Below are 26,759 nucleotides of genomic sequence, written 5' to 3'. Positions count from 1 at the left end.
TATGAGCGACCTCCTTGGACATGTCCGGCGTTGGCTGCTCGACTCGACCACGAGCTCTTCCTCTCCCCCCGGGAAGAAGGCGTCACGGCGGCCGCAGCGCTTGTCCTCCCTGCTGAGCGTGCGCAGCGTGGCCGGCGAGGTGTTCCTCCTGCAGCTGGCCGTCGTGGTGCTTCTCGTCACCGCTGCGGTGGTGGCGCTCGTGGTGCAGGCCCGGAGCGCCGCCATGTCGGACGCCCGGAACCGTACGCTCGCCGCCGCCGGAACGTTCGCGGAATCTCCGGGCATCGTCGCGGCCCTGCGCAGCCCCCGTCCGAGCGCGGTGCTGCAGCCGAGCGCCGAGGCGGCCCGGAAGATCGCCGGGGTCGATGGCATCAACGTGTACTCACTCGACGGAGTCACCCTCACCCACAGCGACCCTCGGCAGATCGGGAAGCGCGTCGTCGGCCCCTTCTCCAAGGCGGCGGCGGGCAGGTCCTTCACCGAGACGTTCGAAGGGTCCCTGGGCCAGTCCGTGGTCTCGGTGGTCCCGGTCAAGGACTCCGGCGGCCGCGTCATCGCCGTCGTCTCCTCCCCGGTCACGGTCCAGAACGTCCAGAGCATGGTGAACCGGCAGCTGCCGGTCGTCGCCGGCAGCGCGGCCGCGGTGCTCGCCCTGTCCGCCGGCGGAACCGCTCTGGTGAGCCGACGGCTGCTGCGCCGGACCCATGGCCTGGGACCGGCCGAGATGACGAGGATGTACGAGCACCACGACGCGGTGCTGCACGCCGTGCGAGAGGGCGTACTGATCGTCGGCGGCGGCGGGCGGTTGCTGCTGGCCAATGACGAGGCGCGGCGGTTGCTGGATCTGCCGGTGGACGCGGAAGGGCTCCCCGTCGCGGACCTGGGTCTGGAGGAGGGGATCGCCGGTCCGATCGCATCGGGCCGCTCCGCGACCGACGAGCTGCACATGGCAGCCGATCGGCTGCTGGCGGTGAACATCCGGCCCACCGCCCCCTACGGGAAGGCCGGGACCGTCGTCACGCTGCGGGACACCACCGAGCTGCGGGCCCTCTCCGGCAGGGCCGAGGTGGCCCGCGAGCGGCTGAAGCTGCTCTACGACGCGGGGGTGCAGGTCGGAACGACGCTGAACGTGGAGCGCACCGCGGAGGAACTGGCAGAGGTGGCGGTCCCGCGGTTCGCCGACGTGGTCACGGTCGACCTGCTGGACCGGGTGCTGCGCGGCGAGGAGCCGCCCGAAGCGGTCACCGAGATGCGCCGCACCGCCGTCGTCGGCCTACAGGGCGACCATCCGCTCTCCCCCGTCGGCGAGCTGATCCGGTTCGCTCCCACCGGTCCGATGGCCGTCGGGCTGGCGGGCGGCCGTGCGGTCCTGGAGGCGGACCTGCGCACCACCCACCGCTGGCGGGCCCAGAACCAGGGCAACGCCCTGCAGATCCTGGACCGCGGCATCCACTCCCTGATCGTCGTTCCCCTGCGGGCCCGGGGCGTGGTGCTGGGGATGGCGGGCTACTGGCGGGAGCAGGACTCCCCGCCGTTCGACGAGGAGGACGTGTCCTTCGCGGAGGAGCTGACCGCCCGGGCGGCTCTGTCCATCGACAATGCCCGCCGCTACACCCACGAGCACAACATGGCCGTCACTCTGCAGCGCAGCCTGCTGCCCCGGGGGGTACCGGAGCAGTCCGCCGTCGAGGTCGCGCACCGCTACCTGCCCGCCCGGGCCGGGGTGGGTGGTGACTGGTTCGATGTCATCGCGCTGCCCGGCGCCCGCGTGGCCCTGGTGGTCGGCGACGTCGTCGGCCACGGTCTCCACGCCGCCGCCACCATGGGCCGCCTGCGCACCGCCGTGTACAACTTCTCCACCCTCGACCTGCCCCCGGACGAACTCCTGAGCCACCTGGACGAGCTGGTCACCCACATCGACACCGACGAGCAGGAGTGGCAGGGGATCACCGGAGCCACCTGCCTGTGCGCCATCTACGATCCCGTCTCCGGGCAGGTGACGGCCGCCACCGCCGGGCATCCTGGTCCCGCTCTGGTCCGCCCGGACGGAACCGTGTCCTTCCCCGAGGTGCCGGTCTCCCCGCCGCTGGGCCTGGGCGCGGGTCTGCCGATGGAGACCGTGACGGTCACCCTGCCCGAAGGCTCCCGGCTGGCGCTCTTCACCGACGGGCTCATCGAGAGCCGCGACCGCGATCCGGACGCGGGCCTGGCAGCGCTGCGCGCCGCCCTGGCCGGGCCCGCCCGCACCCCGGAGGAAACCTGCACCGCGGTGATCGACACGATGCTGGACAGCAGGCCCGTCGACGACGTCGCGCTGCTGGTGGCCCGCACCCGCCTGCTGGACCCCTCGCGGATCGCCGAGTGGGACGTGCAACCCGAGCCCGCGGCGGTGTCCCCGGTGCGCAACGCGTGCGCCCGCCGACTGGCGGACTGGGGCCTGGAGGACATCGCCTTCACCACGGAACTCATCCTCAGCGAACTGATCACCAATGCCATCCGCTACGGCACCGAGCCCATCCGGGTGAGGCTGCTGCACGACCGCAGCCTGATCTGCGAGGTCTCCGACGGGTCCAGCACCTCCCCGCACCTGCGCCGGGCCGAGGCCACCGACGAGGGCGGCCGCGGCCTGTTCCTCGTCGCGCAGTTCGCCGAGCGCTGGGGCACCCGCTACACCGCCCGCGGGAAGATCATCTGGAGCGAGCAGGTCCTCCACGACGGGGCCGCGCCGCCCGCGACGGACCTCGGGGAGGCCCTCCTGGCCGGCTGGGCCGACGAGGGGTTCTGAAGTACGCGCCGGTACGGCAGCCGCAGGAAGCAGGAAGCAGGAAGCAGGAAGCAGCGAACACCACGGTCTGGGACTGCGCGGGCGAGGCGGCCGAACGTACGCTGGCCTCGATCAGTACGCGACCGTTATGGAGCCTTTGTGCCCACACCCCGTCTCCGGACAGCCTCTGTCGCCGCCTGCCTGGCCCTCGCGGCGGCGCCCCTCGCTGCCTGCGGAGACAAGCCCCCTGCCGCGCCCAGAGCACCCGCGGTGGCCACCTCGGCCGCGGACGCCGGCGGTATGGCAGCACTGACCACAGCGGCGAAGAAGGAGGGCTCGCTCAACACGATCGCGCTCCCGAGGGACTGGGCCAACTACGGCGCACTGATCGACGGCTTCGAGAAGAAGTACGGGATCAAGGTCACGGTGGAGAACCCGGAAGGCACCAGCCAGGACGAGATCAACGCCCTCAAGGAGCACAGAAGCGACGGCCGCGCCCCCGACGTGGTCGACGTCGGGGGATCGTTCGCGCAGTCTGCGGCCCGGCAGGGCCTGCTCGCTCCCTACGAGGTCGCCGCGTTCGACCGGATCCCCGAGGAACAGAAGGACCCGAAGGCCCGCTGGTACAACAACTACGGCGGCTACATCTCGATCGGCTGCGACGCGAAGCGCGTCAAGACCTGCCCCGCGACCTTCGCCGATCTGCGCAAGCCCGAGTACAAGGGCCAGGTCGCGCTCAACGGCGACCCCACCAAATCCGGCTCCGCCTTCGCCGGAGTCTATGCGGCGGCCCTGGCGAACGGAGGTTCCTTCGACGACATCCAGCCCGGTCTCGACTTCTTCGCCGAGCTCAGCAGGAACGGCAACTACATCCCGGTCGAATCCTCACCGGCCACGATCACGAAGGGCCGGACCCCGATCAGCATCGACTGGGACTTCCTCAACCTCGGATACGCCGACGAATTCCGCGAGAAGGGCGCGGACGTCGACTGGCGGACCGCCATCCCCTTCGACGGCAGCTTCGCCGAGTACTACGCGAACGGGGTGAACAAGGACGCCCCGCACCCCGCGGCGGCACGTCTGTGGCAGGAGTACGTCTTCAGCCCGGAAGGCCAGAACCTCCGGCTCGGCGCCTATGCACGCCCCGTCCTCGTGGATGCCATGGAGAAGGACGGCACCCTCGACAAGGCCGCCGCCGAGAAGCTGCCGACGGTCGAGGGCACGCCGACGTTTCCGACGGAGGCGCAGACGGAGAAGGCCAGAGAGGCCGTCAACCGCGGCTGGGCCGAGGCCGTCTCGGGCTGAGGGCCGAGAACGTCGTGTCCAAAGGACACCCTGGCACCCCGTGCCCGTTTTGCCCGCGGGGTCCGGGCCCCGGTCGAGATCTTTCACTCGTCGTCACCGTGGCGGCCCCGTGAGCGTCATGCGGCCCAGCGCGGTGGCCCCCGTGTCCTGGTCCTCCGCCGTGTCCTCTTCGAGCAGTGGGGCTACGCGCGCAGTCAGACGGCGGTGAAGGAGCAGTCCGCGAAGGTGGCAGGACCCGATCGCCGAAGTGTGGGACCTGACGCTGCACTTCGAGTCCAAGGCCAACAGGGCGAAGCACAGCTGGTCTTCCGGTTCCGGCCCGAGGGGGCGGGCGAGGGGGCGCGTGGGATGGTCATGGTCCGGCTCGGCGTTCCCGCCCAGTACGTGGCCTCGGCCGGACGGTTCGTGGCGGACGTGCGCGCCGGGTACGGCCTCGCCGGATCGGCGGACGACGACGGCCGGGAGCATGCCGTGAGCCGCGTTCCCCGGGATGACGGGGACTGGATCACGGGCCCCTCGAACCAGGATTCCGAGGAGCTGTCCCGGGAGGTCTTCGACCGGATCTCGACCGAACCGGCGTCCTGACCGGCTCACGACGGACGTCGGGAAGAGGGGAAGAGGGGAAGGAAGAGGCCGAGGAGACCACGAACGGCTTCGAGGCGCGCAACGACCCGTACAGCTACCGCATCGACGGGGACACCGTGACGATCTACCGGAACGGCAACCGGATCGGCCGGGAGACCCTCGGCCCGGAGCCGTCCCCGAGCTGAGGTCCGCCGGTGGAGTGCCCAGCACGTGGGCGCCCGCGAGGCGGCGTCGCCCCCGGTGGGGGATATCCGGCCACGGGCACGCCGGAGGCGGGGCGCGTCGATCCGCGGGCCGGAGCGGTACTCCCCCATCCGCTCGTACGGCGCCTCCGCCCGCGCCCCGGCCCTCGTCCGGGGCGTGGAAAGCGGGGTTCGGTTCCGGTGGGGGACGCGGCAAGGTACCAGCCTTCCGAGTGATTGCCCGGATGTTTATCCAATGGTGATGGTCCGGCGGTACCGGCACCACCTGTGGCACTAGCGTCCCGTGGCACCCCGGGAATGCGGGCGTGCACCGCACGACACGTGCGGAACCTCCAGCCCCCGCACCCCTCCCGGCCCTTGAGCAAGGAGGCACAGTGCTGTCATTCCGGCGGCGTTCCGCCAGCGGCTTGTCGGTGGCCACGAGATACACGATCGGAAGCGGTGTCGTCATCGCCGCCCTCGCCGTCACGCTGATCGCGTTGCTGATCCCCGTGGACAGCTTCGGCGGGCGGACCGCTGCCGCGGCGGCGGGCCCGGCGGGCGACGACGACGGCGCGGGAACCATGAGTACGGCGTACGGGCCGCTGACCGCGGCCGACCGCGACTTCATACGGAAGGTGCGCCTGGCCGGGCTGTGGGAACTGCCCGCGGGACGGCAGGCCCAGCAGCGCGGCACCCGCCCGTCCATCCGAACGGCGGGGGACCACCTGGTCGACGGCCACACGGAGCTCGACCGGCAGGTCATCCAGGTCGGTCAGGCCCTCGGCGTCGCCCTGCCCGACCAGCCGACCGCGCAGCAGCAGGACTGGCTCGCGCAGATGACGCGGGCCGCTCAAGGGGAGCCGTACGAGCGGGTGTTCGTCCAGCTGCTGCGGCGCGCACACGGCAAGGTCTTCGCGCTCGTGGCCACCATCCGGGCCCAGACCCGCAATTCCATGGTCCGCGCCCTCGCCACGTCCGCCAACGCCACCGTCCTGGACCACATCTCGGTGCTGGAGGAGAGCGGGCTGGTCGACTTCGACACGCTGTCGGACCAGCCCGCTCCCCCCTCCCCCAAGCCCGTCGCACTCCTGGGCGCTCCCGCCCTCCCCTCCTCTGTCCGATCGACGAAGTGAAGTGATCACATGAGCCAAAAAGGCCACAAACGCCCCCGGATCTCGAACAAGCTCCTCGCCGTGGTCTCCGCTCTGGTGCTGGGCGGTGGCGGAGTCGCCGTCGTCGCCGGCAACGCCTCCGCCGGCCAGGACGACAACCGTGGGGGCAAGTCCGTCGCCACCATCGACTGCCCCGACGTGGGCGACAAGCTCACCGCCGTCCCCGAGCAGGCCAAGGCGCAGGTGGGCGAGAACCTCGCCGAGCTCGACGCCCAGGTGGCCGACGCCTACAAGAAGCTCGCCGCGGACCAGGCCAAGGGGGACGCCCTCCTCGGGGAGCTCCGGGAGCAGCGCGGCAAGACCATCGAGAAGGTGGCCGGGGCGATCGGCGACAACGGCGCGCAGAAGCCCGAGGAACTGAAGGCGCTGAGCGGCTGCGAGATGAAGCAGGCGCCCGCTGACGCCAACCAGGCAGCCGACGCGAGCGCCGCACGTGAGAGCGGCCAGAAGGGCGGCCCGGCCAAGAGCGACTTCGTCAACATCAACAAGGTACGGCCGAACGTGCGCACCCCCGCGGCCCAGTCCGGCGCCTCCAGAGGCTCCTTCAGCTCCAGTTGCGGGCGGAACGAGGAGAAGCACTTCAACCCGGACAACGTGATCGTCGCCCCCGGCGTCTCCAACGGCGCGCACCACATGCACGACTACGTGGGCAACAAGACCACCGACGCGTTCTCCACCAACAACAGCCTCGCCGCCTCCGGCACCACCTGCACCAACGGAGACCAGTCCACCTACTACTGGCCGGTCCTGCGGCTGCGCGACGGCAAGGCGGAGCGGGACGCCCAGGCTCCCGGCGGCGGTCAGGACGGCAACGTCGGCACGATCCTGCAGCCGAAGCAGGTGACGATGACCTTCAAGGGCAGTCCGGTCGGTCAGGTCAAGACCATGCCCCGGTTCCTGCGCATCATCACGGGTGACGCCAAGGCGTTCACCAACGGCACCGCCAACGCCAACGCCTCGTGGAGCTGCACCGGCTTCGAGAACCGCCAGCTGAAGGACAAGTACCCGATCTGCCCGCAGGGCAGCGACGTCGTCCGCACCTTCACCTTCCAGAGCTGCTGGGACGGCAAGAACGCCGACAGCGCCAACCACCGGACCCACGTGGCCTTCCCGGACAAGGCCGGACGCTGCCCGAACGGGTTCACCGCCATCCCGCAGCTGGTACAGCGGATCACCTACGGCGTCGCACCGGGTGCCCGCTTCGCGGTCGACAGCTTCCCCGAGCAGCTGCACAAGCCGGTGACCGACCACGGCGACTTCATCAACGTGATGTCGAACGGCCTGATGAACAAGGCGGTGAACTGCATCAACGGCGGTCGCGTCTGCCGCTGACACCGCTCGCCGCGCGCCGCGCGTTCCCATGCTCCCGGGCCGGGCGCCCCTCCTCCCCCCACGATCGCGCCCGGTTCGGGAAAGGTGCCGGTCCGGAGCCGACTTCGGGCCGGCACCGCCCCGCGGCACCCGGTCCCGCCGGGTCCGACCTCCGAGGAGTGGCATGTCAGGCTCTGGTGACTCCGCGGCCGGCCCGCGGCCCCCGGGCGGGGCCGCGCCCCCGCCCTCCGACGCGGAACTGACCCTGCTGCTGCGCCGCGGGTACGGCGCGGGCGAGGCGGACCCGGCGGTATGCGCCCTGCTGTACCGGCGCCACCGGCGGGCCGCCCTGGCGTACGCGCGCACGTGCTGCCGGTCTCCGCAGGACGCGGAGGACCTGGTGTCGGAGGCCTTCCTGCGGACCTTCCAGGCCGTTCGCGCCGGGGCGGGACCGCGGGGGCCCTGGCGTTCGTACCTCCTGTCTGTCGTCCGCCACACCGCCATCCAGTGGCGGGACGGCGCCGGAAGGACACTGCTGACCTCCGACTTCGACACCTGGCGCCAGCCCGGCCCGATCGGCGGGGACCCGCAGCAGCAGTGGGTGGCGGGCGAGGACCGCAGGCTCGTCGCCCGCTCCTTCGCCGGGCTGCCGGAGCGGTGGCGGCTCGTGCTGTGGCACACGCTCGTCGAGGAGGGCTCCCCCCACAAGGTCGCCGCGCTGCTGGGCATCACCCCCAGCGCGGTGACCTCGCTGGCGTTCCGGGCCCGGGAGGGGCTGCGGGAGGCGTACCTGCGCGCCCACGTGGAGGCGGCGGCGGACGGCCGCTGCCGCCACTACGCCGGCCTGCTCGGCCCGGCCGTCCGCAGGGGCGGTACGCGCCTGTCCCGCGAACTCGCCCGCCACCTGGCGGAGTGCGGAAGCTGCGCCCGGGCGTACACGGAACTCCTGGACCTCAACTCGACGATGCGCGGTGCGGTGTCCGCCCCCTTCGCCGCCCGGTAGGCGCCGACCGGTAGCCGCCGCACGGCGTTCGCCCGGACCGAAGTCGCCCCCACTGCCACCTCCCCCTGTACGAAGGCCCCGGCCCGGACCCGCCTCAGGCGGGTCCGGGCCGGGGCCTTTCCTTTCGTACGGGGGCTGCGGAGCCCGCGGGTCAGAGGCCGTTGACGCGGGCCATCCTCCCGACGGCCAGGGCCGGGAAGTCGGCGGTGACCACACGGGCCGCCCGGCGGCCCACCCGCGAGTGCTGGCGCCGCACCTGGGCCATGAGCCGGCGGCTGCGCAGGGCCATCTCCAGCTCGAAGCGGGTGCGCGGGTCCCGCAGGCCGGTACCGAAGAGCTTCTCCAGCTGGCGCATGCGGTAGCGCACGGTCTGCGGGTGCACACTGAGCGCCTTCGCCGCCTCGGGGGCTCCGCCGCCCTCCAGCCAGGCGAGCAGCGTCACCTCCAGCCGCTCGCTCTGGCGCGGGGTCAGGTCCGCGAGCGGCCGCAGCCAGCGGGCGGCGAGTGCGTGGGCCAGGGGCTCGTCCTGGAGGAGGAGCAGGGTGGAGAGGTGGTCGTCCACGAAGACGGCCCGGGCGTCCAGGCCCCCGCGGTTGGGGGTCAGCGCGAGCAGGCGCACGGCCCAGCGCAGCGAGGACGCCGTGTCGCGGAGGGGCACGGCGTGGCCGACGGCGGCGAACCGGCCGCGCAGGGGCAGTTCCAGGGGGGCCCTGGCGTCGGTCTCGGCGCTCGGGACGAGCAGGCAGGGGCGGCCCGCGAACATGCCGGCGAGCGTGTCGTCCAGTACGGCCGCCAGCTGCTGGGCGTCACCGGGAGCGGCGAGCGCCACGGCCCGTACGGCGGGCGGGAGGGGCCAGCCGGCCGCCTCGGCGAGTTCGCCGATGGAGCTCTCGGACGCCTGCCGGTCGTCGGTCAGGGCGTCGAAGAGCTCTTGGCGCGCCCCGTCGGGCGCGGTTGCCGGCTCCGGCCGGTCCCCACGCGGGTCTCCGCGCGTCACTCCACGCGTGTCTTCGCGCGTCTCTTCACGCGCGTCTCCGCGTGTCTCTTCACGCGCGTCTCCGCGCGTTTCTCCGCGCGCCTCTCCGCGTCCGCCCCCGTGCCCGCCGCCCGGTCCGTCCTCGCGGCTGTGTTCGCGGGAGGGTTCTCGGGCGGGTTCCCGGGTATGGGCACGGGTGTGTTCCAGGACGGTCTGCCGGCCGTCGTGCCGATCCTTCTCCTTGTCCTTCACTTCCGCGATACGCGGCCGCACTTGCGACGGCACCTTGGACAGGCGCGGCACTGCGGGCCGCGCCGGCGCGTGGGCCGGGGAAGAGGGCTGGGCATGTGCCCGGGTCTGCCCGTCGCGATAGCCGAGGGCGTTCAGCAGTGCCTCTTCCACGCACTGTCTGAGCAGTTCGTCGTCGAGGGCATCGTTGTCATAGACAAGAGTGGAAAGTCCCGGAATTCCATGCAGAAGCTCCTCCACTATCTCGGCGGCCAGCGTGGGAAGTTCCCTGCGCAGTACGCGGGTCCACTCGCCTCTTGGGCGGGACCAGATGCGGTTCAGAAGTTCGCACATCGTTTTCCTCGTTCGTGCCGGGGTGAGGCCTGCCCGGAGTGCGGCAAGCCCGCCGAGGTTGACTCCTTGTCAACAGTGGCGTCTGACATAGAGACTTGAGGCCCTCGTACTCCCTCCTAGAGGGGTCCGGCCATCTGCGGTCCCGCGACTTTGCCGTGTCTTTACCGACGAGTACGCGTAGATGGCGGGCGGTGCGGGGGCCTGTCGCAACCTCCGCTGGAGGGGAATCTTCCGGTGTTGTTCGATGCGCCGGAGACGCGGTGCGAGAAATTATCACGTTTCGATAAATCCCGTGGAGCCGCCTGACCGCTCCACGATGCTTCTGCACTCCGGCCCCAAGCTCCCTCGGCCGGCGCGGGAGTTCACAGCGCTGCCGGGCACTACCGACCACGACCCCCGGGTGCCGAGCGCCGGTGGAGTGCTCGGCACCCAGGCGCACAGGAGATCTGGATGCCCCTGTCCCAGCCCCACATGCCACGCTCGCACAGAGCCCGCTCCCGGAGCCGCCACGCGGCGGCGACAGCTCCGGCCGCGGGCAGGCGTGCCGTTCGGCGACCCCCTCTCTTGCCCGCGTCCGGACGGTTGCGGCCCGGTGTGGTCGCCGCCACCGGCGCGGCCGTCGTCACCCTCGTCATCGCCGCCCGCGCGGGCGCGCTGACCCAGCTGTGGGACTTCCTCGACTTCGGAGCGGGCGTCCTCTCGCTCGTCTCGCTCACCTCCACCGTCCTGTGGGGACTGGTGGCCACCGACCGAACCCTGCTCGGCTCGGGCCACCGGCTGATCGCCCAGGGCGTGCACCGGGGCCTGGCCGTGTCCGGGCTGGGCTTCCTGGCCCTGCACATCTGGGTCAAGGTCGCCAAGTCACAGACCACCGCCACGGCGGCGGCCCTCCCCTTCACCGACGTGGACCAGCCGGTGCTCATCGGCCTCGGCACCCTGGCCGGCTACCTGTTCGTGTCCGTGGCGGTGTCCGGCGCGCTGCGCAGCGTGTTCGCCACCAAGACCCGCTCGCTGTGGTGGCGGGTCCTGCACTTCGGGGCCTACCCGGCCTGGGGCGCCTCCCTGGTCCACGGGCTGAAGTCCGGCCGCTCGGCCAGCGGCTGGGTGACGGTGGCCTACGCCCTGTGCCTGATCGGCGTCGCCACCCTCGTCGCGCTGCGCATCAAGGCCCGCATGGACGGCACGGGTTCCCGGCCGCCGGCGCAGCCGGGCATCGCACCCACCCGGCTCAGGCAGGGCTCCTTCGCGCGGACCCGCCCGGAACGCGGCGCCGACGGGCCGCCCCCGCAGCCCGCCGCGCCGCCGCCCCGGCCCGAGAACCCGCCGTACGTCGCCACGAACCCGCCGTACGTCGCCACCGTCTACATCCCGAACCAGGCCTCCGGAGCGCAGGACGTCCCGGCCGAGCGCCTCGCCACCCGCGAGCGGTGGCTGTGAGCGGCGGGCCGCGCCCCAGCCTCGGCTGCGTGGGCGCCCCCCGGCTGCTGGCCGGACTCGACCAGGTTCCGCGGCTCGACCGGGTCGCGCACCTGACGACCCACGGTTCGCTCCCCCTCTACCGCCCGGACGAGCTCGTCGAACTCGCCGACAACATCGACCTCCGGGGCCGCGGCGGGGCCGCCTTCCCCTTCCACCGCAAGCTGCGCGCCGTGATGCGCTCGGCCCGGGGCCGCGACGGCCGGACCGCGGTCGTCGTCAACGGGAGCGAGGGGGAGCCGAGTTGCCTCAAGGACAAGGCCCTGCTGCTGCACGCCCCGCACCTGGTCATCGACGGCGCGCTGCTGGCGGCCGCGGCGCTCGACGCCGAGGACGTCGTGGTCGCCGTCACCCGGGACGACGTGGAGCAGTCGGTGCGGGAGGCCATCGCGGAGCGCGGCCCGTCCGGTCGCCGGGTGCGCGTGGGACGGCTTCCCGAACGCTTCGTCACGGGCGAGGGCACCGCGATGATCAGCGGATTGAACGGCGGCCCGACCCTTCCCTCGGGGCAGAAGGTACGGACCAGTGAGCGGGGGCTGGGCGGAGTGCCCACCCTGCTGTCGAACACCGAGACCTTCGCCCAGCTGGCCCTCGCCGCACGGCTGGGCGCGCTGGACTTCCGTACGGTCGGGCTCCCCTCGGAGCCGGGCACCATCATGCTGACCGTCGCGGGGGCCACCGTCGTCGAGGTGCCGGCGGGGACCTCGATGGCGTACGTCCTGGAACTGTGCGGCACCGGCCCCGGGCAGGGCGTGCTCGTCGGCGGTTACCACGGCAAGTGGCTGGACCCCGGATCCGCCCGCTACGCGGAGATCTCCCGGGAGTCCCTGGAGTCCCTGGGGGCGAGACTGGGCGCGGGAGCGGTGCTCCCGCTGCCCGAGGACACCTGCCCGATGGGCGAGGTGGCGCGGGTCACCCGCTGGATGGCGAACGAGACCGCCGGCCAGTGCGGACCCTGCGTACGCGGGCTGCCCGCGCTTGCGGACGTACTGGACGAGGCCCTGCGGGGCGGCGGCAGGACGGCGCTGGAGATGCTGGAAGCGCGGATGGCGGGCGTCATGAAGCGCGGTGCGTGCAGTCATCCGGACGGCACGTCGCGCTTCGTCGCCTCGGCCCTGTCCGCGTTCCCCGACGAGTTCCGGGACCACGCGCTCGGCAGCGGGTGCGGGAGGCGGGTCCTGGGAGCCCTGCCGCTGCCCGAGGACGAGAGCCCGGAGCGGCTCGTCGTGGACTGGACGCTGTGCAAGGGGCACGGGCTGTGCGTGGACATCCTTCCCGACGTGGTGCGGCTCGACGCGGACGGCTATCCCGCCGAGGCCTCCATGGCCGTACCGGGCCGGCTGCGGACGAAGGCGCTGCGCGCCGTGCGGCGCTGCCCGGCGCTCGCCCTGCGCATCCTGGAATGAGGCCGTGAACGGCCTTGGACGGCTTGCGAGTTCAATGTTGGCGCGATCTGACAAATTCCGTGGGATATGAACGCCCGCCGACGCGGGCCCCGTATCAATGAGCGAAGGCACACGAACACGGAACCGAATTGAAGGAGAGATCGTGAACACAAGGCGTCGTGGAGTAATCGCCGGATCGGCGGTAGCGGTACTGCTGCTGACCGCAGGGTGCGGAGCCGCCGACACGTCCTCCGGAAATGCGAGCGCAGTACAGCCGGCGGGCTCCGGTAAACAGCTCGGCTCGGCCTACGATTCGAACGGCGGCTACGGGGCCGAAATGGAAGCGGGCGCGGGGGCGGGCGCCGGGTACGGCAGCGTCACCCCCGACGCCGCGGGCGCGGCCGCCAAGGCCGGTCCGGCCGGGGAGCTCAAGGTGCGGGACGTCCCGGGGCTCGGCTCCGCGGTCACCGACGGTGAGGGCTGGACGCTCTACCGCTTCGACAAGGACACACCGAAGCCCCCCAAGTCGAACTGCGAGGGCGACTGCGCGAAGGTCTGGCCCGCGGTGGCGGCGGACGACGCGAAGGCCGGGGCGGGCATCGACGCGGGCCTGCTCGGTTCCGTCGCCCGGGCCGACGGCACCCGGCAGCTGACGCTCGCGGGGTGGCCCGTGTACCGCTACGCGAAGGACACCAAGCCGGGGGACACGCTCGGTGAGGGCGTCGGCGGTACCTGGCACGTCCTGGGAGCCGACGGGAAGCCGGCCGCGGCGGGCGGGAAGGGCGAGGGCCAGGGATCGGGCGCCGGCGCGGCGCCGGCCCCCGCCCCGGCACCGGAGGCGTCCGAGGAGAAGCAGAAGGAAGCGGCGATCGAGCTTTCCGCCCGCACGAATGCCGTATTGGGCACCATCGTCGCCGACGCGGAGGGGCGGACGCTCTACCGCTTCGACAAGGACAGCGCGTGGCCGATGAAAATCGGCTGCGTCGGGGCCTGCCTCGATACCTGGAAGCCCGCCAAGCCCGTCGACAAGACGAAGGTGAAGGGAATTGCCGCCGAAATGATCGGGACGGTGAAAAGGCCCGACGGAAGCGAGCAGCTGACCATCGACTGCTGGCCCGTCTATTCCTTCACCGGTGACAAGGAAGCCGGTGACATCACCGGTCACAACAAGCAGGGCCTCTGGTTCGCCGTGACCGAGAAGGGCAAGAAGGCCAAGGCCGTGAGCTAGGCGTCCCCGCTCCGATCCAGAAGCATCCCCGAGCGGCCTGGGCCGGTTGGACGACAGCACCCAGGCCGTCGCTCGCGGGCCGGGCCCGCCCCGAAAGGGCGGTCCGGACGATCCCGCACCCCTTACTCGCGGTGTCCCGGGCGAGCTCCCCGCGCCCGGGACACCGCGGCCGTCCTTCCGACCAGCCGATGAGGTACCCATGCCGAGGACCGAACCGCAGCGTGACGACATCCGACCGTGCCGGGTCCACCGGATCCGCCGGATCCGGCGGCCGCGGCACGCACTCGCGGCGATCGCCGCGGTCTGCGCCACGCTGCTGAGCGCCGGCTGCTCCGGCGCCTCGGCGGCGCACCCCGTGGCCGGGCACGGTTCGGCCCACCCGGCGGCGAAGACCGGGTCCGCGTCCGGCGACGCCTCCCCGCCCGCCGGCAGCGCCGCCCCCTCCCCCGGCGCCCCGTCCCCCGGCGCCCCCTCCACCACGATCGAGGAGATCGCCGCCGCCATCGGCTGCGCCGCCGAAGTCAGCGTGCAGGCAGAGGAGTTGCGTCAGGGCGGCTGCGAGAGCACGCAGGGCCCCTTTCGCATCGCCACCTTCGCCGCCGAGCAGGGACTGCGCTCCTGGCTGACGGAGGCCCAAGCGTACGGCGGCCTCTACCTGGTCGGCGACCGGTGGGTGGTCACCGCACAGTCGGCGGACGCCCTGGGCGGCCTGCGCGGCCGGATCGGCGGCTCCCTCGAGAACGGCGCCGACCACACGGGCCACTGACGCGCCGCGGTCTCACGCATCAAACGCGGCGTGTCGGCCAGTTGTCCAGATTTCAGCTCATTCGCGAGGTGCACAGGGACCGGCCCTTCGGGATGATTCGGTCCCGCTGATGTATGCAACAAGGTGGACGGGTAAGCGAATTCGTCGAATTCACCGACCCTGAGGAACCGCCCGTGCGTCTGAAACGCCTCGCACCGCTGCTCACCATCGCCGGTCTCATCGCGACCACGCTTCCCATGCTGGGTGCGACCCAGGCCTTCGCCGCACCGGAGGCGGCGTACCTCAAGCAGAAGCCCGCCTGGCACCGCTGTGCCGAGGACCAGCCGGCCTCGTACGAGTGCGCCACCCTGAAGGTCCCGCTCGACTACCGGCGCCCCGAGGGGCGCACGATCGACCTCGCGATATCCCGTCTGAAGACCGAGAATCCCGCCAGGCGGCACGGCGTCATGCTGTTCAACCCCGGCGGACCGGGCGGCAGTGGGCTCTCCGACCCGGTGATGATGAACGAGCTGATGCCGAAGGACGTACGGGACCAGTACGACCTCATCGGCTTCGACCCGCGCGGCGTCGGCCGGAGCAGCCCCGTCACCTGCGGGCTGACCCCGGCCGAGGAGGTCATCGACCGGCCGTACCGGCCCGAGACCTACGCGGCCGACGTGGCCTGGGCCCGTACCGTCGCGGAGAAGTGCCGCGAGAAGTCCGGCGACGTGATCCCGTACATCACCACGCGCAACACGGCGCGCGACATGGACACGATCCGCGCGGTGCTGGGCGAGCGAAAGATCTCGTACGTGGGCTACTCGTACGGGACGTACCTCGGCGCGGTGTACTCGCAGATGTTCCCGCAGCGCACCGACCGCTTCGTCCTGGACAGCGGGGTGGACCCCCAGCGCATCTGGCGCGGCATGATCCAGGTGTGGGCAACCGAGGCAGAGCCCGCGTACGAGCGGTGGACGCGGTGGGCCGCCGAGCGCTCGGACCAGTACGGGCTCGGGGCGACGCCCGGGGCGGTGTCGGAGACGTTCTGGGGTCTGGTGGCGCGCGCGGACCGGGAGCCGATCGACTACTTCGGCACGAAGATCACGGGCGTCGACATCCGGGCCGCCCGGGCCGTCTTCTTCTACCCGGCGCAGGCCTCGGCCGTCGTCCAGCAGATCAAGGCCGCGGCCGAGGGCACCCCCGTGCCCGGGGGCGCGGCCGCGCCGGACCTGAGGAAGCTGATCGCCGGCGGGCGGGCCGCCGACCCGCAGCCGGTCGCGGACAACGGCACCGCTGTCCTGTGGTCGGTCCTGTGCGGGGACACCGGCGCCTGGCCCCGCTACACCGAGCAGTACGCGCGGGACGCGGCGAAGGACAAGGCGAAGTACCCGCTGTACGGGGACATGGCGTCCAACATCAAGCCGTGTGCCTTCTGGGACCGGCCGGTCGAGTCGGCCACGCCGATGAACAAGCGGGCCAACGTCCTGACCGTGCAGAACGAGTGGGACTCGCAGACCCCGCTCTCCAGCGGCCAGGGCCTGCACCGCGCGCTCAAGGGTTCCCGCATGGTGCTGGCGGCCGGCGGTGAGGGCCACGCCGTGTACCTCGTCGACCCGGCCTCCTGCGTCAACCCCACGGTCAACGCCTACCTGACCACCGGCCGGCTGCCCGCGGAGGACGTGACCTGCCAGAGCCCGCCGGCCGACCCGGGGCAGCGGCTGTCCCGGAACCCGGCGAAGCAGCTGCCGTTCCCGGCCGGGCCCGGGCGGTTCTGACCGCCTGACCGGTCGGCACACCGCGACGGGCCCCGGCCCGGGCACCGTCCGCGCCGCAGCGGGCGGCGCCCGGGCCGTACCGTCGCGCCCGGCACCGGGGCCGCGCCGCGGCGGGCGGACGGGGCCGTACCGTCAGGCGCGGGCGGGGCCGTACCGCCGCGGGCGGACGGGGCCGGCGCGCCAGCATGCGCCCCATGCCGGACGCCCTGCCCCGCCCCGAGCCGTTCACCCCGCGGCCGCGCCCGCGGCGCTCGAGGACTTCCGCGCGCGGCTGCGCGCGACGCGGTGGCCGGACGCGCCGCAGGACGCGGGGTGGTCGCTCGGAACCGACCTCGCCCACCTCCGCGAACTCGTCGCGTACTGGGCGGACGGGTTCGACTGGCCGGCCCAGGAGGCCGCCCTCGCCCGGCTCCCCCGCTTCCGCGTCCCGCTCGGCGGACTCGGCATCCACTTCGTGCCCGCCCGGGCCGTCGCGCCGGCGGGGCCCGTGCTGCCGCTGGTCCTCTGCCACGGCTGGCCGGACTCGTTCTGGCGCTACCAGAAGGCCGTCCCGCTGCTGACCGACCCCGGCCGGCGCGGCCCTCGACTCGATCGCCGTCACTTCGCCGCCTTCGAGGAACCCGAGCTGTACGCGGAGGAACTGCGCGCGTTGTTCCGCCCCTACCGGACTGCGTCGGCGGCGGACCCGAACTGAGCCGCCGGGCGTACGGGGACGGCGGCCGGGGTGGCCGGTCGCGGACCCGGCACGGATCGGGGTCCTGGGCCACTCGATGGGCGGGGCCGCGGCGGCCGAGGCCCTGCGCGTCGACGGCCGCTTCCGGGCCGGACTGGGCCTGGACGGGGCGTTCTTCGGCTCGCCGGTGGCGGACCTCGGGCTGGACCGGCCCTACCTCCTGCTCACCGCGCTGGAGGACCACGACACCTGGCGGCGGTGGCGCGGCCACCAGCGCGGCTGGGCACGCCAGGTGCGGATCACGGGCAGCGGCCACCTGGCGTTCACCGACCTGCCGCACTTCGCGGAGCCGGGCGGCCTGCGGGACGCCTGGCCGGCGGACCTGTACGCGGAGCTGCTGGGCACCCTGGCCCCGGCGCGGTCCGCGGAAGTGATCCGGGCCTATGCCCGCGCGTTCTTCGACCGGTTCCTGCTGGGCCGCCGCTCACCCCTCCTGGACGCCCCCTCGGCCCGCTTCCCGGAGGCGGACTTCCGCTGGAGCCGCGGCTGATCGGCCGGAGCCCCGGCGGCCCCGAGGGGTCAGGCCGGCGGTGCGCGCACGAAGTGGCGTACGCGAAGCGGTTCTTCGAGGTACCCACCCTTGCCCGGCAGCAGCACGGGCCGGTCGCGCCAGTGCCCGCGGGCGTAGGCCACCAGGTCCTCCTCGCTGCACCAACGGCTCACGTACAGCAGCGAGTCGGGCGGTGCGAGCAGGACTTCACGGCCCACCGAACGACTTTGACGGCACACCCTAGGGGGCGAGGGACGCCTCGGCCGCCGATTTGATGCGGCGGCCGAAGTCGGGGGCGTCCTTGCGGGCCGCGCTCACGGCCAGGCCTACGAGGAGCTTGCCGATCCCGTGGCCCTCCAGGGTGTTGAAGATCCGGACGCGGGTGCGGCCGCCGGGGAGGGCTTCGAGGTCGTAGCCGCCGGACGCGGTGACCAGGTTCTTGGTCTGCTCCGTCCAGCGGATCAGCCCCGGTGGCTCGTACGCGGTGATGCGGAACTCGCGGCCGGTCTTCATCCCGGCGTCCTTGACCGTGCTGCGGAAGACCGTGCCGACGGCCGTCGGGCCGTCGGGCGTCTTGGTGATCTCCTGGACCCGCGGGCTGAACTCGGGGTCGTGGCGCCCGTCGGCGAGGTAGGCGAAGACCGCCTCGATCGGCCGGTCGATCTCCACGCTCGCCTCGAACTGTCCGGACATGTCCACTCCTCGTGCGACCCGGTGCGGTCCGCCGCGCGATCCGCAATGATGACCCACGATCGCAGAGGAGCGGCTCAGGCGCGCGCCAACAGCCCGGACAGCAGGACCTCCAGCGTCTCGCGCAGGGTGGCGGCGAAGACCAGGCGCAGCGCGGCCGGGAACGGGTCCTCCTCGTACGCCGCGAGCATGGCGGCGGAGGGGTGGGCGTGCGCCCAGACGGCCCCGGTGACCATCAGCGTTCCGGCGACGAAGCGGAAGGCGACGAAGCGGAAGGCGTCGCGCTCCCCCGGCTCGGGCAGGTGGTGGGCGACCCGCCCGGCCGGCGCGGTGGCGATGGCGATGGCGGCCCTCGTGTACTGGGCGGCGACCTGCGGGGAGACGTTGCGCTCCGGTACGGCGGCGCGGGCGCCGATCAGGTCGCACCGGACGGGCCGCTCCACGAAGGCCCGCGCGACGCACGCGCCACCAGCCCGGACGCGACCGCGGGCGGCTACCACGGACCGGGCGGACGCTTCGGCCTGGTCGGACCCGGCACGGAGGCCCGCATCACCCGCCGGGCCCTGGACCGGGCGCGAACGCACGGCTCTGGGCCCAGGCGGGACGCCTCACCGGCGTCGGCCCGGCCGCGTCGGTCGCAGCCGGAAGCTGACGCGGCGGCGCCGCCGGGGCGCCCCGGAACGGTCTCAGCCGAGCAGGGCGTAGACCGTGGAGGCCGTCGCCGCCGGCTCGTCGGCGCCCTCGGGGGTCATGGTGACGTCGGCGAAGGCCATCCGCCGGCCGAGCTTGGTGACGCGTACGCGGATCAGCACGTCCACGCCGACCACCGGCCGCTGGAAGCTGGTCGACTGCTGGACGGTGGTCATCGGCCCGTACTCCCCGCGCGCGGCGGACAGGGCGATGACCGTGGCCGTGTCGGCGGCGGCCATCAGGGCCTGTCCGGAGAGGCCGCCGCCGTCCCGGGCCAGGGTGTCGGACCAGGGCAGCCGCAGCACGGCGTGCCGCTCCCCGGTCTCCTGGACGGTCAGGCCCAGGGCGAGCACCCAGGGGGCGAAGTGGTCGGCGAGGATCTTCTCTGCGTCTGCCGGTGTCAGCGTCACCAGGAGATTGTGGCGGCCGGGGCCCGGCCGCCACAACACCCTGGAGCATAAAGGATCATCCCCCGGAGGATCTCCCGGCCGGAGCCCTCCGGCTCAGAGGCCGGCGGCCAGCTCCGTGCCCTGGCGGATGGCCCGCTTGGCGTCGAGTTCGGCGGCCACGTCGGCGCCGCCGATCAGGTGCGCCTCGACGCCCGCCTCGCGCAGCGCCTCCCACAGGTCGCGCCGCGGCTCCTGGCCGGTGCACAGGACCACGGTGTCGGCGGATACGAGGCGCTGCTCGCCGCCCACCGTGATGTGCAGGCCCTCGTCGTCGATGCGGTCGTAGGAGGCCCCGGCGACGGAGACGACCCCGCGGTGCTTGAGCTCCGCGCGGTGGATCCAGCCGGTGGTGGTGCCCAGGCCCGCGCCGACCTTGGTGGTCTTGCGCTGGAGCAGGTGCACCTGGCGCGGCGGGGCCGGCCGCTCGGGGGCGGTGAGCCCGCCGGGTCCGGCGTACGAGGTGTCCACGCCCCAGTGCCGGAAGTACACGGCGGGGTCCTGGGAGGCGCCTTCGCCGCTGTCGGTGAGGAACTCCGCGACGTCGAAGCCGATGCCGCCCGCCCCGACGACGGCGACGCGCTCGCCGACCGGGGCGCCGTCGCGCAGCACGTCGAGGTAGTCGACGACGCTGGGGTGGTCCACGCCCTCGATGTCGGGGGTGCGGGGGGTGACCCCGGTGGCGACCACGACCTCGTCGTAACCCTGGAGGGTCCGCACGTCGGCGCGGGTGTTCAGGCGGACCTCCACCCCGCTCTCCACGAGCTGGGTGCCGAAGTAGCGGATGGTCTCCTCGAACTCCTCCTTGCCGGGGATGCGGCGGGCGATGTCGAGCTGGCCGCCTATGTGCCCGGAGGCCTCGAAGAGGGTGACGGCGTGGCCGCGGCCGGCGGCGGAGACGGCGCAGGCCAGACCGGCCGGGCCGGCTCCGACGACGGCGACGCTCTTCTTCAGCCGGGTGGGCGCGAGGACCAGCTCGGTCTCGTGGCAGGCGCGCGGGTTGACCAGACAGCTGGTGATCTTGCCGCTGAAGGTGTGGTCCAGGCAGGCCTGGTTGCAGCCGATGCAGGTGTTGATGGTCTCGGAGCGGCCGGCCGCGGCCTTCGCGACGAAGTCGGCGTCGGCGAGGAAGGGCCGTGCCAGGGACACCAGGTCGGCGCGCCCGTCGGCGAGCAGTTCCTCGGCGATCTCGGGGGTGTTGATGCGGTTGCTGGTGACGAGCGGGACGCTCACCGCACCCATCAGCCGCTTCGTGACCCAGGTGTACGCGCCGCGCGGGACGGAGGTGGCGATGGTGGGGATGCGGGCCTCGTGCCAGCCGATGCCGGTGTTGATGATGGTGGCGCCGGCGGCCTCGACCTCCTTGGCGAGGCGGACGACCTCGTCGAGGGTGGAGCCGCCGGGGATCAGGTCCAGCATGGAGAGGCGGTAGACGATGATGAAGTCCTCGCCGACGGCCGCGCGGGTGCGCCGGACGATCTCCAGCGGGAAGCGGACGCGGTTCTCGTACGCGCCGCCCCAGCGGTCGGTGCGGCGGTTGGTCGCGGCGGCGATGAACTCGTTGACGAGGTAGCCCTCGGAGCCCATGATCTCGACGCCGTCGTAGCCGGCGAGCTTGGCCAGGCGGGCGGCGCGGACGAAGTCCTCGACCGTGCGCTCGACCTCGATGTCGGTGAGCTCGTTCGGGACGAACGGGCTGATCGGGGCCTGGAGCGGGCTGGGGGCGACCAGGTCCTTGTGGTAGGCGTAGCGGCCGAAGTGGAGGATCTGCATCGCGATCTTCCCGCCCTCGGCGTGCACGGCCTCGGTGATCACCCGGTGCTCGGCCGCCTCCTCCTCGGTGGTGAGGCGGGAGCCGCCCTCGAAGGGGCGGCCGGCGTCGTTGGGGGCGATGCCGCCGGTGACGATCAGGCCGACGCCGCCGCGGGCGCGCTCGGCGTAGAAGGCGGCGAGGCGCTCGAAGCCGCCCGCGTGCTCCTCGAGGCCGGTGTGCATGGAGCCCATGACCACGCGGTTCGGCAGCGTGGTGAAACCGAGGTCCAGGGGGCTCAACAGGTGCGGGTACCGGCTCTGCGTCATGGGGGGCGCCTCCTCGCGCGGGGGTGATGACCCTGTTCTAGCGAGCCGGGGCAGGTTTTGCAACTAGGTGCATAACCGAATGTGGACGTTCCGCGTGGTGCGGACCGCAACCACGGGCCGGGGCCGCGGTCGTCTGTGGCGGAGTTCACGGCCGCGGCGCTGCCGGGACGGCCTCCCCCGCGGGCCGCCCCGGCAGCGTCGCCGCGCCCCCTTTCAGGCGCGGCGCAGGCGGACCGTGACGATCTGGAACGGGCGCAGCGTCAGCGGGACCGTCCCCGCCGGGGTGGCCGGGCCGACCGCCGTCCCCTCCAGCGGCCGCTCCAGGAGGTCGCTCTCGACCGCCGCCGCGAGCGGGAAACCGGCCGCGAGGGTGGCCCGGGCCCGGCCGCCGCGGGACTCGTAGAGGCGGACGATCACGTCGCCGCCGCGGTCCTCGGCGAGCTTGACCGACTCGACGACCACCGCGTCGTCGTCCACGGCCACCAGGGGCGCCACCGGGCCGGCGCCGGTCAGGGTGCGTTCGGGCAGGTTCAGCGCGTGGCCCTCGCGGACAGCGTCGGCGATCCCGGCCCCCGGCGCGAGGGAGAAGCGCAGGGTGTGGGAGCCCTGGTCGGTCTCCGGGTCCGGGTAGCGCGGGGCCCGCAGGAGGGAGAGCCGTACGGTGGTGGTCTGACCGCCGTCGGGCCGTACGTCGCGGGTCACGTCGTGCCCGTACGTGGAGTCGTTGAGCAGGGCCGCGCCCCAGCCGGGTTCCTCCACGTGGATCCAGCGGTGGGCGCAGATCTCGAACTTGGCGGCCTCCCACGAGGTGTTGGTGTGCGTGGCCCGGTATACGTGCCCGAACTGCGTTTCGGAGGCGGATCGTTCGGCCTTCACGTCCAGCGGGAACGCGGCCTTCAGGAACTTCTCCGTCTCGTGCCACTCCACGACCGTGACGATGTCCACCGCCTTGGCACCTGCCCGGAGCGTCACCGACTGGACGACCGAGGAGGAACCGAAGGAGCGGGTGACGCGGACGGTGGCGGACTCCGGCCCGTCCCCGGTGACCTCCAGGGCGTCCAGGTCCACGAGGTCGGTGACGTTGTTGCGGTAGAACGCGTCGATGTCCCAGGCGTCCCACATGTTCGGGAAGTCGGGGTGGATCTGGAGCAGGTTGGCGGCCGCTCCCGGTGCGACGGACTCCCGGCCGGCCTCGAGGTCGTAGGCCGACACGATCAGGCCCCGGCCGTCGACCTCCACCCGCAGCCGCCCGTTGGCCAGGACCTGCCCGCCGCCGTGCCGCTCCTCCACGGTGACCGGCTCTCCGGTCCCGGCGGGGCGGCCGGCGCCGCCGGCGGGGATGCCGCGCCGGGTGTGCGGGGCGCAGTTGAAGACCAGCTCCCGGTCACCCTCCCCCGCCAGCGCGCTCTGCGCGGTCCGGGTGATCCCCGCGAGTTCCTCTCCCAGCCGCGCGTACGTCCCGCGCGCCTCGCGGTGCACCCAGGCGATGGAGGACCCGGGCAGGATGTCGTGGAACTGGTGCAGGAGCACCGTCTTCCAGATCCGCTCCAGATCCTCGTACGGGTACGCGTACTCCGGCGCCCGCACGGCGGCGGTGGCCGCCCACAGTTCGGCCTCGCGCAGCAGGGACTCGCTGCGCCGGTTGCCCTGCTTGGTCTTGGCCTGGGAGGTGTAGGTGCCGCGGTGGAGCTCCAGGTAGAGCTCGCCGGCCCAGACGGGGGCGTCCTCGTACTCGGCGCGGGCCTTGTCGAAGAAGGCGTCGGGGCGCTCGATCTCGACCCGCGGGGAGCCCTCCAGGTCCCGCTGCCGCCGGGCGCGGGCGAGGTGCTCGCGCGTGGGGCCGCCACCGCCGTCGCCCCAGCCGAACGGGACCAGCGAGCGCGAACCCCGGCCCTTCTCACGGTAGTTGCGGGCAGCGTGCGCCAACTGGGCTCCGCCGAGGTCGGAGTTGTAGGTGTCGACGGGCGGGAAGTGCGTGAAGACGCGGGTTCCGTCGATTCCCTCCCACCAGAAGGTGTGGTGGGGGAACGCGTTGACCTGGGACCAGGAGATCTTCTGGGTCAGGAACGACGTGGAGCCGGAGAGCCTGACGATCTGCGGCATGGCGGCCGTGTAGCCGAAGGAGTCGGGGAGCCAGACGGTGTGTGTCTCGACGCCGAACTCGTCGAGGAAGAACTTCTTGCCGTAGAGGAACTGGCGGGCCATGGCCTCGCCGCCCACCATGTTCGTGTCGGACTCCACCCACATCCCGCCGACGGGCACGAACCGGCCGTCGGCGATCTTCTTCTTGATCCGCTCGAACAGCTCCGGCCGGCAGGCCTTGATCCAGTCGAGCTGTTGCGCCTGGGACATCGCGAACACGAACTCGGGGTGCTCGTCCATCAGGGCGACCACGTTGGACGCGGTGCGGGAGACCTTGCGGACCGTCTCGCGCAGCGGCCACAGCCAGGCGGAGTCGATGTGTGCGTGGCCCACCGCGCTGATCCGGTGCGCGGAGGCGTGGGCGGGCGCGGCCAGCACCGCGGCGAGGTGGGTACGGGCGGCCGCGGCCGAGCCGGGCACGTCCCCGAGGTCCACGGCGTCGAGGGCGGCGTCGAGGGCGCGCAGGATCCCGTACCGGCGGGCGTCGCCCGTGCCGAGCTGCGTCATGAGGTCGTGGAGCACCTCCAGGTCCTGGACCAGTTCCCAGACCTCGGTCTCGAAGACGGTCAGGTCCATCCGGGCGAGCCGGTAGAGCGGCTGGTCGCCGCTGGTCTGCCGGTCGCCCTCGTAGGTCGCGGCGTGGTCGACGAGGACGGGGTTGGAGGCGGCCTCGACGTACCACTCGATCCGCTCGCCGCCCTCGGCCCGGTCGGCGACGCGCACCCAGTCGTTGTAGGGGTTGAGCGCCTTGATCTCGCCGCCGTCGGCCCGGTGGACCAGGCCCTCGCACTGGAACCCCGGCATCATCCGGTCGAAGCCGAGGTCGAGGACGGCCTCCACCGTACGGCCGGCCCACTCCGCCGGTACGGTGCCGGTGACCTTGAACCAGGTGGTGCCCCAGGCGGGGCCCCAGGCATCGCCGACCGCGCAGGGCCCGTACGCGGCGCCGAGGCCCTCGGCGACGGGCACCGGCTCACCGGGGGCCTCCCAGCGCTCGACGCTCAGCGGGACCGGCCGGGTGCGGACGGCGGGCTTGATGCGCTCCTTGAGGACCCGGCGGAGGCGGTGCTCGGTGATGCTGCGGTCGTCGTGCATGACGGCTACTCCAGGGAGGCGGGTGCGTACGGCGGGCGGGGCCGGGCCGGCGGCTCAGGTCTTGACCGCTCCCTCGCCCACGCCCTTGAAGAAGAAGCGCTGGAGGGCGAGGAAGAGCAGCACCATCGGGATCAGCGCGGCCATCGCGCCGGCGGCGATGAGCCGCTGGTCGTTGACCGTGGTGGCGCCGGCCAGCGTCTTCAGGCCCAGTTGCAGGGTGTAGTTGTCGCTGTCGGTGAGAACGAGCAGGGGCCAGAGGAAGTCGTCCCAGGCGCCCATGAAACTGGTGAGGCAGACGACCGCCAGGGCCCCCTTGGCGGAGGGCAGGAAGACTCGGGCGAAACGGGTCCACTCGTTGGCGCCGTCAAGGACCGCTGCCTCCTCGACCTCCCTGGGCACCGCCAGGAAGGCCGATCGCATGATCATGACGTTGAGGACGGAGACGGCCCCGGGGAGCCACACGCCGATGAGGGTGTCGACCAGGCCCATCTCCCGGACGGTGAGGAACATCGAGATCATGACGGACTCGAACGGGAACATCAGGGTCGCCACGAGCAGGGTGAAGACCACCTTGCGGCCCTTCCACGCGGCCCGGGAGAGGGCGTAGCCGCCCATCGCCGCGAACAGCGTGTTCGAGGAGACGGCGAGGGCCGCGACGACGAGGGTGTTGCCCGCGTACTGGAGGAGCGGGAAGGACTCGGCGACCCGGACGTAGTTGTCGAGGGTGGGCTGCGAGGGCAGCATCCCGTCGTACACGTTCTCGGTGCGGCCGCGGATCGAGGTCAGGAACTGCCAGACGATCGGCCCGAGCATGACGACGAGCATGAGCAGGAGCGCGGCGTACCGGCCGGCCAGGCCGGTCCACCGGCGCCCGCGGCCGGGGCGGGAGCGCCGGGGCTCCCGCCCTCCGGGAGGGGACGGTGCGCTCACGTCTCGTCCCCCTTCGACAGACGGCGGCCCAGCAGGCTGAAGACCAGCGTCAGGAGGAACAGCAGGATGGAGAGGGCGGAGGCGTAGCCGGTCTCGCCGGCGAAGCCCAGGCCGACCTGCCGGATGAGGAAGGGCAGGGTACGCGCGCCGCCGCCGGGGCCGCCGCTCTCGCCCCCGAGGATGTAGATCTCGGTGAAGACGCGGAGCGCGGAGATCGCGGAGAGGGTGCCGACCAGCAGCATCATCGGCTTCACCTGGGGGACGGTGATGCTGAAGAAGCGGCGCACGGTGCCGGCGCCGTCGATCGCGGCCGCCTCGTGGAGCGAGGCGGGCACGTTCCCGAGGGCAGCGAGGTAGAAGACCATGTAGTAGCCGAGGCCCTTCCACACCGTCACGATCATCGCGGACACCAGCAGCATGGTGCTGTCGGTCAGGAACGGGATCGGCTCGGAGACGATGCTCAGCTTCAGGAAGACGGTGTTGACCAGGCCGTCGCTGCGCAGCACCCACTGCCAGATCAGGCCGACGACCACGGCCGAGGCGATCACCGGCGTGTAGAAGGCGGAGCGGAAGATGCCGATGCCGGGGATCTTCGTCTGTACGAGGACGGCGAGGGCCAGCGGCAGGAAGACCAGGCACGGTACGACGACCACGAGGTAGAGCACGCTGTTGCCGGCCGCGACCCAGAAGCCGGGATCGGCGAAGGCGCGGGCGTAGTTGGCGAAGCCGACGAAGGTGCCGCCGCGCAGGATCCGCGCGTCGGTGAAGGAGAGGATGACGGTGTTGGCGAACGGCCAGATGCTGAACAGGCACACCATCACCAGCCCGGGCGCGAGGAACAGGTACGGGGTCCACCACGAGCGGTGCACCAGCCCCGTGTCCGCCTCCATGGCCGCCCGCGCCCGCCTGCCCCGCCCGGCCGCCTCCCTCCGGGCGGCGCGCCCGTTCTCCGATTCCGCCGCCTTCGATCCC

Annotated in this window: 21 protein-coding genes and 1 pseudogene; 13 read left to right on the top strand and 9 right to left on the bottom strand. The window is 72.6% G+C overall.

What is annotated here, in order from left to right; translation table 11 throughout:
* The first annotated feature begins 1 nt into the window (after window position 1).
* The 6 genes from OTB16_RS21685 to OTB16_RS21660 all read left to right on the top strand — a co-directional run bounded on the left by OTB16_RS21685 (window position 2) and on the right by OTB16_RS21660 (window position 8,325).
* Window positions 2–2,785 (top strand): SpoIIE family protein phosphatase, encoded by a 2,784-nt coding sequence (locus OTB16_RS21685; protein ID WP_267722094.1) that lies wholly within the window; start codon window positions 2–4, stop codon window positions 2,783–2,785.
* Between the two features lie 279 nt (window positions 2,786–3,064).
* Window positions 3,065–4,069: an ABC transporter substrate-binding protein gene (locus OTB16_RS21680; RefSeq protein WP_420717769.1), complete on the top strand. Its 1,005-nt coding sequence runs from the start codon at window positions 3,065–3,067 to the stop codon at window positions 4,067–4,069.
* A gap of 348 nt (window positions 4,070–4,417) precedes the next feature.
* Window positions 4,418–4,654 (top strand): hypothetical protein, encoded by a 237-nt coding sequence (locus OTB16_RS21675; protein WP_267722091.1) that lies wholly within the window; start codon window positions 4,418–4,420, stop codon window positions 4,652–4,654.
* 616 nt (window positions 4,655–5,270) lie between these two features.
* Window positions 5,271–5,972 carry a DUF4142 domain-containing protein gene (locus tag OTB16_RS21670; protein ID WP_267722090.1) on the top strand — a complete coding sequence of 234 codons (702 nt, stop codon included), beginning with the start codon at window positions 5,271–5,273 and terminating at the stop codon, window positions 5,970–5,972.
* 9 nt (window positions 5,973–5,981) lie between these two features.
* Window positions 5,982–7,343, top strand: coding sequence for a DUF1996 domain-containing protein (locus tag OTB16_RS21665; protein ID WP_267722089.1), 1,362 nt, complete (start codon window positions 5,982–5,984; stop codon window positions 7,341–7,343).
* 163 nt (window positions 7,344–7,506) lie between these two features.
* Window positions 7,507–8,325, top strand: a complete 819-nt coding sequence (locus OTB16_RS21660) for an RNA polymerase sigma factor (protein ID WP_267722088.1) — start codon at window positions 7,507–7,509, stop codon at window positions 8,323–8,325.
* A gap of 151 nt (window positions 8,326–8,476) precedes the next feature.
* Here OTB16_RS21660 and OTB16_RS21655 read toward each other — a convergent pair whose 3' ends face one another.
* The gene (locus OTB16_RS21655) at window positions 8,477–9,322 is read right to left on the bottom strand and encodes a PucR family transcriptional regulator (protein ID WP_267722087.1); all 846 of its coding nucleotides are present in this window, start codon (window positions 9,320–9,322) and stop codon (window positions 8,477–8,479) included.
* Window positions 9,323–10,477: 1,155 nt separating this feature from the next.
* On the opposite strand from OTB16_RS21655, the gene OTB16_RS21650 reads away from it, so the two are divergent.
* The 7 genes and pseudogenes from OTB16_RS21650 (at window position 10,478) to OTB16_RS21620 (ending at window position 17,715) form a co-directional block, all read left to right on the top strand.
* Complete coding sequence (locus tag OTB16_RS21650; RefSeq protein ID WP_267722086.1) at window positions 10,478–11,320, top strand: hypothetical protein; 843 nt, start codon at window positions 10,478–10,480, stop codon at window positions 11,318–11,320.
* Window positions 11,321–11,349: 29 nt separating this feature from the next.
* Window positions 11,350–12,765, top strand: a complete 1,416-nt coding sequence (locus OTB16_RS21645) for an NADH-quinone oxidoreductase subunit NuoF family protein (protein WP_267722085.1) — start codon at window positions 11,350–11,352, stop codon at window positions 12,763–12,765.
* A gap of 142 nt (window positions 12,766–12,907) precedes the next feature.
* Window positions 12,908–13,972: an SCO0930 family lipoprotein gene (locus tag OTB16_RS21640; RefSeq protein ID WP_267722084.1), complete on the top strand. Its 1,065-nt coding sequence runs from the start codon at window positions 12,908–12,910 to the stop codon at window positions 13,970–13,972.
* Window positions 13,973–14,171: 199 nt separating this feature from the next.
* Window positions 14,172–14,738, top strand: a complete 567-nt coding sequence (locus tag OTB16_RS21635) for a hypothetical protein (RefSeq protein ID WP_267722083.1) — start codon at window positions 14,172–14,174, stop codon at window positions 14,736–14,738.
* Window positions 14,739–14,911: 173 nt separating this feature from the next.
* Window positions 14,912–16,492 carry an alpha/beta hydrolase gene (locus OTB16_RS21630; protein ID WP_267722082.1) on the top strand — a complete coding sequence of 527 codons (1,581 nt, stop codon included), beginning with the start codon at window positions 14,912–14,914 and terminating at the stop codon, window positions 16,490–16,492.
* Window positions 16,493–16,686: 194 nt separating this feature from the next.
* Window positions 16,687–17,072, top strand: a pseudogene (locus OTB16_RS21625) (epoxide hydrolase N-terminal domain-containing protein); the annotation flags it as partial.
* A 10-nt stretch (window positions 17,073–17,082) separates the two neighbouring features.
* Window positions 17,083–17,715 (top strand): alpha/beta hydrolase, encoded by a 633-nt coding sequence (locus tag OTB16_RS21620; protein ID WP_324290865.1) that lies wholly within the window; start codon window positions 17,083–17,085, stop codon window positions 17,713–17,715.
* A 29-nt stretch (window positions 17,716–17,744) separates the two neighbouring features.
* Here OTB16_RS21620 and OTB16_RS21615 read toward each other — a convergent pair whose 3' ends face one another.
* The 8 genes from OTB16_RS21615 to OTB16_RS21580 form a co-directional block, all read right to left on the bottom strand.
* A complete protein-coding gene (locus tag OTB16_RS21615; protein WP_267722080.1) occupies window positions 17,745–17,933 on the bottom strand; it encodes a hypothetical protein in 189 nt (62 codons plus the stop codon).
* A gap of 22 nt (window positions 17,934–17,955) precedes the next feature.
* Window positions 17,956–18,408, bottom strand: coding sequence for an SRPBCC family protein (locus OTB16_RS21610; RefSeq protein ID WP_267722079.1), 453 nt, complete (start codon window positions 18,406–18,408; stop codon window positions 17,956–17,958).
* A 74-nt stretch (window positions 18,409–18,482) separates the two neighbouring features.
* On the bottom strand, window positions 18,483–18,848 hold the full coding sequence (locus tag OTB16_RS21605) for a hypothetical protein (protein ID WP_420717767.1): 366 nt from the start codon (window positions 18,846–18,848) through the stop codon (window positions 18,483–18,485).
* Between the two features lie 243 nt (window positions 18,849–19,091).
* The gene (locus OTB16_RS21600) at window positions 19,092–19,505 is read right to left on the bottom strand and encodes a PaaI family thioesterase (protein WP_267722077.1); all 414 of its coding nucleotides are present in this window, start codon (window positions 19,503–19,505) and stop codon (window positions 19,092–19,094) included.
* A 93-nt stretch (window positions 19,506–19,598) separates the two neighbouring features.
* Window positions 19,599–21,620, bottom strand: coding sequence for an NADPH-dependent 2,4-dienoyl-CoA reductase (locus OTB16_RS21595; RefSeq protein WP_267722076.1), 2,022 nt, complete (start codon window positions 21,618–21,620; stop codon window positions 19,599–19,601).
* A gap of 213 nt (window positions 21,621–21,833) precedes the next feature.
* Window positions 21,834–24,857: an alpha-mannosidase gene (locus OTB16_RS21590; RefSeq protein ID WP_267722075.1), complete on the bottom strand. Its 3,024-nt coding sequence runs from the start codon at window positions 24,855–24,857 to the stop codon at window positions 21,834–21,836.
* Between the two features lie 54 nt (window positions 24,858–24,911).
* Complete coding sequence (locus OTB16_RS21585) at window positions 24,912–25,787, bottom strand: carbohydrate ABC transporter permease (RefSeq protein WP_267722074.1); 876 nt, start codon at window positions 25,785–25,787, stop codon at window positions 24,912–24,914.
* Window positions 25,784–26,677 (bottom strand): carbohydrate ABC transporter permease, encoded by an 894-nt coding sequence (locus OTB16_RS21580; protein ID WP_267722073.1) that lies wholly within the window; start codon window positions 26,675–26,677, stop codon window positions 25,784–25,786. The genes OTB16_RS21585 and OTB16_RS21580 overlap by 4 nt, the downstream gene beginning before the upstream one ends.
* Window positions 26,678–26,759: the final 82 nt, after the last annotated feature.

It is taken from the genome of Streptomyces antarcticus (assembly GCF_026627255.1).
In the GTDB taxonomy this organism is placed as follows: domain Bacteria; phylum Actinomycetota; class Actinomycetes; order Streptomycetales; family Streptomycetaceae; genus Streptomyces; species Streptomyces antarcticus.
Note: the sequence above shows the minus strand (reverse complement) of the source record. Positions and strands in the feature narration are given on the sequence as shown.